At 62.0% G+C, this 8,624-nt stretch carries 9 protein-coding genes; 5 read left to right on the top strand and 4 right to left on the bottom strand.

Annotated elements, in window-relative coordinates:
- A partial coding sequence (locus PMI26_RS00075) for an ArsR/SmtB family transcription factor (RefSeq protein ID WP_007981071.1) occupies nt 1–759 on the bottom strand: 759 nt, incomplete at its 3' end.
- A gap of 79 nt (nt 760–838) precedes the next feature.
- On the opposite strand from PMI26_RS00075, the gene PMI26_RS00080 reads away from it, so the two are divergent.
- The gene (locus PMI26_RS00080) at nt 839–1,960 is read left to right on the top strand and encodes a cytochrome P450 (protein WP_007981068.1); all 1,122 of its coding nucleotides are present in this window, start codon (nt 839–841) and stop codon (nt 1,958–1,960) included.
- 7 nt (nt 1,961–1,967) lie between these two features.
- On the opposite strand, the gene PMI26_RS00085 is transcribed toward PMI26_RS00080, so the two are convergent.
- Nucleotides 1,968–2,441, bottom strand: coding sequence for an MEKHLA domain-containing protein (locus tag PMI26_RS00085; protein WP_007981066.1), 474 nt, complete (start codon nt 2,439–2,441; stop codon nt 1,968–1,970).
- 186 nt (nt 2,442–2,627) lie between these two features.
- Here PMI26_RS00085 and PMI26_RS00090 point away from each other — a divergent pair, with 186 nt between their 5' ends.
- The gene (locus PMI26_RS00090; protein ID WP_007981063.1) at nt 2,628–3,659 is read left to right on the top strand and encodes a D-cysteine desulfhydrase family protein; all 1,032 of its coding nucleotides are present in this window, start codon (nt 2,628–2,630) and stop codon (nt 3,657–3,659) included.
- A gap of 3 nt (nt 3,660–3,662) precedes the next feature.
- Here the strand turns inward: PMI26_RS00090 and PMI26_RS00095 are convergent, their stop codons facing one another.
- Nucleotides 3,663–4,001, bottom strand: coding sequence for an FKBP-type peptidyl-prolyl cis-trans isomerase (locus tag PMI26_RS00095; protein ID WP_007981061.1), 339 nt, complete (start codon nt 3,999–4,001; stop codon nt 3,663–3,665).
- Between the two features lie 173 nt (nt 4,002–4,174).
- On the opposite strand from PMI26_RS00095, the gene PMI26_RS00100 reads away from it, so the two are divergent.
- From PMI26_RS00100 to PMI26_RS00110, 3 genes are all read left to right on the top strand, one after another.
- Nucleotides 4,175–5,248 (top strand): sensor domain-containing diguanylate cyclase, encoded by a 1,074-nt coding sequence (locus PMI26_RS00100; protein ID WP_007981058.1) that lies wholly within the window; start codon nt 4,175–4,177, stop codon nt 5,246–5,248.
- 155 nt (nt 5,249–5,403) lie between these two features.
- Nucleotides 5,404–6,708 (top strand): MFS transporter, encoded by a 1,305-nt coding sequence (locus PMI26_RS00105; protein WP_007981056.1) that lies wholly within the window; start codon nt 5,404–5,406, stop codon nt 6,706–6,708.
- Between the two features lie 26 nt (nt 6,709–6,734).
- Complete coding sequence (locus PMI26_RS00110; protein ID WP_007981055.1) at nt 6,735–7,511, top strand: substrate-binding domain-containing protein; 777 nt, start codon at nt 6,735–6,737, stop codon at nt 7,509–7,511.
- Here PMI26_RS00110 and PMI26_RS00115 read toward each other — a convergent pair.
- Complete coding sequence (locus tag PMI26_RS00115; RefSeq protein ID WP_007981053.1) at nt 7,501–8,415, bottom strand: LysR family transcriptional regulator; 915 nt, start codon at nt 8,413–8,415, stop codon at nt 7,501–7,503. The two genes, PMI26_RS00110 and PMI26_RS00115, sit on opposite strands and share 11 nt — an antisense overlap.
- Nucleotides 8,416–8,624 lie beyond the last annotated feature (209 nt).

Here is an 8,624-nt window from a genome sequence, read left to right as displayed (position 1 = left end):
GTGTCCGGGATCATTAGGCCAGTTCACCGCAGGCTGCGATCTTTTGCTCTTCTCCTCGATATCCAACCGCAACTCAAGCCCAAACCGCCCCGCCATCTCCTTGCGCCCCAACGCCGTCAACGCCAACGCCCGACTGTCCAGATCCTGGGTCACCCACTGGCGCTTGAGCGCCGTTTGCAGCAACGCCGCCCCCAGCGACCCGCCCAGATGCGGCCGACGCATGCTCCAGTCCAGGCACGGGCAGGCAAAGCGGCGGCGCAGCGTGCTCAGATCCTGCACTTCAATCCCTAGCCCCTGAAACATTGCCGTACCGCTGTCGCTCAAGCGATAGGCCTGTTCGTCGGTTTCCTCCAGCCAGCCCGCTTCGAGCATCCGGTCATGCAACAGTACCGCCAGAGTGCCCGCCATGTGGTCGTAGCAGGTGCGGGCAAACTGCAGGCGATCCGGGGTCCGCGCCTGGAAGCGCGGCGCCGGGTTCTGGCCGATCACCATCAGCGCTTCCAGGGCCTGGGCGACGCGTTTGTCCGCCAGGCTGTAATAGCGGTGACGTCCCTGGACGTGCAGCCGCACCAGTGCCAGCTCCTTGAGTCTGGCCAGGTGGGCACTGGCGGTCGACGCGCTGACTTCGGCCACCGCCGCCAGCTCGGTGCTGGTGCGGGCGTGGCCGTCCATCAGCGAACAGAGGATTTTCGTCCGCGCTGGCTCCGCGATAGCCGCCGCCACCTGCGAGACGCCCATGTCGTGTTGTTCTGCGCTCATATTTCGCTCCCGGACGAATCAACGCCCTTTCGGACTGGAGATAGTAGCAATACTTTCCAACAACAGAAGGCTGTGACCCATGGACCCGATCATCGCTGTGACCCATGCCGATCCTTATCCCTACTACGCACAACTGCGTGCCGAAGGCGGGCTGGCTTTCCATCCGGGGCTGAACATGTGGGTGGCCAGCAGCGCTCGGGCGGTGACTGCCGTGCTGGCGCATGCCGATTGCCAGGTTCGCCCCGCGCAGGAGCCAGTCCCCAGGGCGATTGCCGATGGCATGGCCGGCCTGGTGTTCGGCCAATTGATGCGCATGAATGAGGGTGAGCGCCAGCGTTGTCCACGGTCGGCGATTGCGCCAGGGCTGGAGTTGATCGATACGCGGGAAGTCGAGAGTCTGGTCAGCGCCCGGTTGATCTCCGCCGACGCCGTCGGCCTGCACAACGCCATGTTCCGTGGGCCGGTGTGCGTGGTGGCGGCGTTGCTGGGATTCACCCCGGCTCAGGGTCGAATCATCAGTGAACTGACGGCGGACTTCGTGGCTTGCCTGTCGCCCTTGAGCACCTCGGCACAGCTGGCTGCCGCCCATGTCGCCGCCGAACAACTGAGCGGTTACTGTGTCGAGCTTTTGGCCGATCCGGACAACCACAGCCGCCTGCTTGCTGGCATCCGCCAGCGCTTCACCGGCGGCGCACCGCAAATGCTGATCGCCAACCTGATCGGCCTGTTTTCCCAGACGTTCGACGCCACGGCCGGGCTGATCGGCAACACTGTGCTGGCGTTGATTCAACACCCGCCGTTACTCAGCCAATCCCCCCATGTCGACGATCTGCTGGCCGAAGTGCAGCGCTTTGACCCGCCGGTACAGAACACCCGTCGCTTCGTCGCCGCACCCTGCGAGATTGACGGCACAAGGCTGAATGCCGGGGACGTGATTCTGGTGCTGCTGGCCTCGGCCAATCGCGACCCACAGCTCAACGACAACCCCGACGACCTCCTGCTCGACCGCCCGAACCGGCGCAGCTTCACCTTTGGTGCAGGGCGCCATCAATGTCCGGGGCTGGCACTGGCGTTGAGCATCGCTGGCGCTACCGTCCGGCACATTCTGGCGATGAAGCCGGAACTGGATCGCCTGACCTGGGACTACCGCCCGTCCGCCAATGGACGAATTCCGCTGTTCAGGGATGGGCCGATCGTTTGATCGACGCTCACTCCAACTGCCCAACCCGTGCAGCATCCGGCCAGAACAACGCCGCCTGCCCCACGCGCACACCCTGCTGATCAACCAGCGTCCACACCTTGCCTTCATGAATCATGAAGGCATTGCCCTGCCGATCCACCCGATAACCGCTGTAGCCATGCGCTATGCCATGGGCCGTGACCTGCTCCAGCAGGGTCTGGCGCCGGGCGCGGTCCAGTGGCGAGGCGCTGAAGCGTGAGGGCATGCCCAGAAACTCCGGGCGCGGGTACTTGAAGCACGCCAGCGCCTGTTCATTGGCGTAGAAGAAAAGTGGGTCGTCTTCAGTACCGTGAGCCAGCAAACTGTAGGGCGCGTGGGCGTGCAGCCAATGCAGACGCTCCCTTCCTGCCAGCGACGACGGTGCTGGCAGATGTTCGCCGGTCCAGTGCCGATAAGACTCATCCAGCAGTTCGATCGCCATGGCGTATTCGTTGATTGGCAACCCGCCCTCTCCTCTTCAGATCCTGGTTTCAAACCCGGCCCAGCCTATCCAAAGCCGCCAGAAAAGTCCTGCTGCCCGGTTGATTAGTTACACCGGGTTAAAACAGTCATGACGGGAAGTGCGTTTATCCCGCTGGCCTTTCTCCATAGAGTCTCCTGGATCATGGTGAACAACGAGGCGCGATTGATGCAGACCCAACTGGACAAGTCACTGAGTGTTTTTGCGCGGGCCGACCTGCTGCAAGGTCCGACGCCCATTCAGCGGGCTGCGCGACTCGAACAACGGCTGGGCCTGGACAAACAGGGGATCGGCCTGTTTCTCAAACGCGACGACCACATGTTGATCGGCGCGGGCGGCAACAAGCTGCGCAAGCTTGAATTCCACATCGGCGCGGCGCTGCAAGCCGGAATCGATACGATCATTACCGTAGGCGGCATCCAGTCCAATCATGCTCGTTTGACCGCCGCGGTGTGCGCCCGGCTGGGCATCGCCTGCGAGTTGTTCCTGACCCGGGCCGTGGCCAAAGCCGAGGTGGATTACGAACTTAATGGCAACGTGCTGCTCGACCAGCTGTTTGGCGCGCAGATGCAAGTGTTTGCCGGCGTTACCGACTCACTGGCCAAAGCCGAGGCCAGGGCGGCACAACTTCGGGATTGCGGACGCAAGGTGATGGTGCTGCCGACCGGTGGCTCAACGCCCCTGGGTAGCCTGGGTTATGCCCGCTGCGCAGCGGAAATCGCCCGGCAAGAGGCCGAACTGCAACTCACGTTCAATCAAGTGGTGGTCCCTAATGGCAGCGCCGGAACGCATGCCGGGCTCGCGGCGGGCTTCCGGTTGCTGGGCCGGGGTACCTGCGTGGTCAAATCGTTCTCGGTGTTGTCCGACCAGGACTCATCAGCCGCGAGAACCCTGCAACTGACCCGCGAGACATTGGCGCTACTGGGCAGTGACGCCGAGGTGCAGACGGCCGGGATGGTGATCGACGGCAGCCAGCTGGGTGCCGGCTATGGCCTGCCAACTGTCGCCATGCAGGACGCGGTACGCCTGATGGCGCGTGCCGAAGGCCTGCTGGTCGACCCGGTGTACTCCGGCAAAGCCTTCGCGGGAGTACTGGCCGACCTGCAGCAAGGGCGCTTCGCCCCCGGGGACAATGTGCTGTTCGTCATGACCGGCGGCACACCCGGCCTGTATGCCTATCGGGAAACCTTTCAGGCCTGACGGTCAATCATCCCGCGTCAGCACTTCCAGCAATTCAATTTCGAAGATCAGGTTCGAGTTCGGCGTGATCTTGCCCATGGTGCGTTCGCCATAGGCCAGGTGCGCCGGCACCAGCAACTTGCGCTTGCCACCGACCTGCATCCCCATGATGCCCTGGTCCCAGCCCTTGATGACCCGCCCGGTGCCGATCACGCACTGGAAGGGTTTGCCCCGGCTGTAGGAAGAATCGAATTCGGTTCCGTCCTCCAGCCAGCCACGGTACTGGGTGGTGATCAGCGCGCCTTTTACCGCGGCTTTTCCGTCACCCAACTGCAGATCGATTACCTGAAGCTCGTCATTCATTGAATTCACTCGTATGCTCACTCGCCCTCAAGGGCCTGATGGGCGCCGTTTTCCCAGATTTGCCCGCGATTGGCAACCATTGCCGTCTGCCCGCGCTGCGTTCAAAGCTGTTGGCTGAACTAAAATAATCAACTATTACCCGTACGGTTCAACGCCCTGATGGCCATGCCCGAATGATCCTGCTCTGGACCAGCGTCATCCTTGGTTCAATGACACTCACCCTGATCGTCGCGCTGGTCTGGCGCGAGCGCTCGCTGCACAAGCAACTGGCGCAGTACCGCGAAATCATCAACAGCTTGTCCGAAGGCCGGAACATCCACCAGGATGGCGACGTCGAGCGCTTCAAGCGCAGCCAGTATTTCGCTCGCATCGGCACCTGGGATTGGGATGTCGACACCGACCGCCTGTACTGGTCCGACGCGATTTTCGGCATGTTCGGGTTCAAGATCGGCGAAGTGACGCCTTCCTACGCTCTGTTCTGCTCCTGCGTGCATCCCGACGACCGGCTGAGGGTCCGGGCGGGCGAACTGCGCTGCCTGGAAACCGGCGAAAACCATGATGAGGAGTACCGCGTGGTCTGGCCTGACGGCACGATCCGCTGGCTGCGGGAAACCGGTAATGTGGTCAAGAATGACCACGACGAAACGATCAAGATGATGGGCGTGGTACGCGACATCACCGAAGAAAAGGCCTCGGCCAACTACCTCAAGCACCTGGCCCATTTCGACCCGCTGACCGGCCTGCCCAATCGCCTGGTGCTCGAAGAGCGCCTGTCCGAAGCGCTGGAGCAGGCGCGCGCCAGCGCAACGCGGGTGGCGCTGGTGTTTGTCGATCTCAATGGTTTCAAGGCCATCAACGACCGCTATGGCCATGCGGCCGGCGACCGCGTGCTGGTCACTACCGCCACACGGCTCAAGCGCATCCTGCGCGGCACCGACACCGTCGCCCGGATCGGTGGCGACGAATTCGTGGTCATCCTCCAGGACTTGCCCCAAGGCAACAGCCTGCAGGACGAAGCGCGCAGCATCTGCCAGAAAATCTTCGTCGAGCTCTCCCCGCCCATCACCATCGGCAACGACCAGCGCCACATCGGCACCAGCCTGGGCGTCGCCGTGTTCCCCGATCATGCGCCGAGCATTGACCGCCTGCTGCACATTGCCGACCTGGCGATGTACGAGGCCAAGCGCAGCGGGAACAATCAGTATCGGCTGGGCACCGAGAGCGTGGTGCGGGCACACAGCCAATAGCGTTTGCTCCTCGAATGCATTGATCCACTTCGCGCATCAATGCATGTCAACAATGCAATTAACATATCGATGCCCCTGCTCCACTATCCGCCCTAATAAGAACCGTGCGCCGCGTCCAGCCGGCGCACGTCATAAAAGCGGTGGAGTACAGATCAATGACAGTATCAATCCAACGGCCCGCGACTGCCGGTCGCTCCCGGGCCAGCGCAATCTTCCGGGTCACCTCGGGCAACTTCCTCGAACAGTTCGACTTCTTTCTTTTTGGTTTCTATGCCACGCAGATCGCTGCCGTGTTCTTTCCGGCCAGCAGCGAATTCGCCTCGCTGATGATGACCTTCGCCGTGTTCGGTGCAGGCTTCCTGATGCGTCCGTTGGGCGCCGTGGTGCTGGGTGCCTATATCGATGACGTGGGTCGACGCAAAGGCTTGATCGTGACCCTGTCGATCATGGCCAGCGGCACGATCCTGATAGTGCTGGTGCCCGGTTACGAGACCATCGGTTTGTTCGCCCCGGCCCTGGTGCTGATCGGGCGGTTGCTGCAGGGCTTTTCCGCCGGTGCGGAACTGGGTGGCGTGTCGGTGTATCTCGCCGAGATCGCCACACCCGGCCACAAGGGCTTTTTCACCAGTTGGCAGTCGGGCAGCCAGCAAGTGGCGATCATCGTCGCCGCCGCACTGGGTTACGCCTTGAACCAGTGGATGGCGCCGAGTGTGATTACCGACTGGGGCTGGCGGATTCCGTTCTTCGTCGGCTGCATGATCGTGCCCTTCATCTTTCTGCTGCGCCGCAACCTGGAAGAAACTGAAGAGTTCGCCACCCGTAAACACCGTCCGAGCATGGGTGAGGTGTTCCGAACCCTGGGGCAAAACTGGCTGATCGTGTTCGCCGGCATGATGATGGTCGCCCTGACCACCACCGCCTTCTACCTGATCACGGTGTACGCACCGACCTTCGGTAAAACCGTCCTGCACCTGAGCACGTCCGATGCGCTGCTGGTGACATTGCTGGTGGGTGTTTCGAATTTCATCTGGCTGCCGATTGGCGGCGCACTCTCAGACCGTATCGGTCGACGCCCGGTGTTGATCGCCATGGCCTTGCTGGCCATCGCCACCACTTACCCGGTGCTGACCTACCTGGTGAACGCGCCAAGCTTCATCCACATGCTGCTGGTGCTGTTGTGGCTGTCGTTCATCTACGGCCTGTACAACGGCGCGATGATCCCGGCGCTGACAGAGATCATGCCCGTGGAGGTCCGGGTGGCCGGTTTCTCCCTCGCCTACAGCCTGGCCACGGCCGTGTTCGGCGGGTTCACCCCGGCGATGTCGACCATGCTGATCCAGTACACCGGCGACAAGGCGGCGCCGGGCTACTGGATGAGCTTTGCAGCACTGTGCGCGTTGTGCGCGACGCTCCTGCTCTATCGCCGCGCCTCGAATCACCTGCAACCGGTGGCGTCGTGAACCTGCCCTTGATCGAGAACACAATCATGAAAAAACAGTTCGGTTTTGCGGCCATCGCGTTGGTGGCCAGCCTTGGATTGAGCGGCATTGCCCAGGCTGAAGAGATCCGTGTGATGACCTCCGGCGGCTTCACGGCGGCCTACAAGATCCTCGGCCCGAAGTTCGCCGCCGCCACCGGCAACACCCTCGACACCGCGCTCGGTCCCTCCATGGGCAAGGCCCCGGAAGCGATCCCCAATCGCCTGGCCCGGGGTGAGCAAGCCGACGTGGTGATCATGGTCGGCTACGCACTGGACGATCTGATCAAACAAGGCAAGGTCGACCCTGCTTCACGGGTCGAACTGGCGGATTCGCGCATTGGCCTGGTGGTGCGCGAAGGCGCACCGAAGCCGGACATCAGCAATGTCGAGGGCCTGAAAAAGACCCTGCTCGACGCTAAATCAGTGGCCTACTCCGACAGCGCCAGCGGCGTGTACATCGAGCAACAGCTGTTCAAGCGCCTGGGGATCGAAGACCAGCTCAAGCCCAAGTCGACCATGGTGCCGAAAATCCCCGTGGGCTCCGTGGTTGCCACCGGCGACTATCAATTGGGCTTTCAGCAGGTCAGCGAATTGTTGCCGGTGCCGGGGGTCAGTTTCGTGGCGAAGATTCCGGAGTCCGTGCAATCGGTGACCCGGTTTGCCGCCGGCATCCCGGTAGGGGCACAGCACCCGGCCGAAGCAAAAGCCTTGCTGGAATATATGGCCTCGACCCAGGCTCAACCGGATGTGAAAGCGACCGGACTGGACTCGGTCAGTCGCTGACCGACGGCTGCAGGACTTTCATCTCCACCACCAGCCGTTCCAGCTCCAATGCCGCCGGGGTCAGGGTTCGACCCCGGCGCTTGATCAGACCGACGCTGCGCATCACCTGCGGATCGGTCAGCGGCACCCGCGTCAGGATCGGATGATCAGCCGCCGGCATCGCCATCAACGGCACCGCCGCCACGCCCAACCCGGCCTCCACCAGACCAATCATGGTGGTCACATGACGGGTTTCACAAATACTCGACCGCTGCGGCACCACACCAGTCAGTGCCTGATCCAGCAGAAAGCGGTTGCCCGAGGTTTTATCCAGCGAGATGTAATCCTGCCGATAGAACTCGTCCCAGGTGACACTGCTGCGCCCCGCCAGCGGATGATCGCGCCGGCACGCCACGACATACCCTTCCTGCACCAGGGGCTCGAAATCCACTTCCGCTTCCAGCGTGCCCATGAAGCTCAGGCCGAAATCCGCTTCGCCATTGACCACCGCGCTCAAGACGTCATGGGCGCTGGAGTCCAGCACCTTGACCTTGATCCGCGGAAACAGCCGGTGATAGTGCGCGATCACCCGCGGCATGAAGTAGTAAGCCGCCGAGGGTACACAGGCGACCGTGACATGGCCGAGCCGGGTCGAAGCGACTTCGCTGATGCCCAGCAATGCCACGTCCAGATCGTCCAGCAGGCGCTCGACGCTGGGCATGAAACCCCGTCCGGCCTGGGTCAGGCTGACCTTGCGCGTGGTGCGCTCGAACAGGCGCACGCCAAGGGCATCTTCGAGTTTTTCGATCCGCCGGCTCAACGCGGGCTGGGAAATGCGCACCGTATCGGCGGCCTTGCGAAAGCTGCCCTGCTCGACCACGGCACGGAAGGCTTGCAGGTCATTGAGGTCAAAGTTGATCGCCATGGGGTTACCCGGAAACGAGGCAGATTGATCATCTTATTCTATGAATGTAACCAATTGATGCAAAGCTTTGTGGGCTGAGCCGGTAATTTTCACTGGAATTTGAATTTTTTCCAGATCAGTTGAACCGGCCGATCGGCCCTCATACACATGACGTGCAGCTGAAGCTCGATCGGTTGAATCCACAGCTAGAAACGGACAGTCGAGCGTGC

It is taken from the genome of Pseudomonas sp. GM33 (assembly GCF_000282295.1).
Lineage (GTDB): Bacteria > Pseudomonadota > Gammaproteobacteria > Pseudomonadales > Pseudomonadaceae > Aquipseudomonas > Aquipseudomonas laurylsulfatiphila.
Note: the sequence above shows the minus strand (reverse complement) of the source record. Positions and strands in the feature narration are given on the sequence as shown.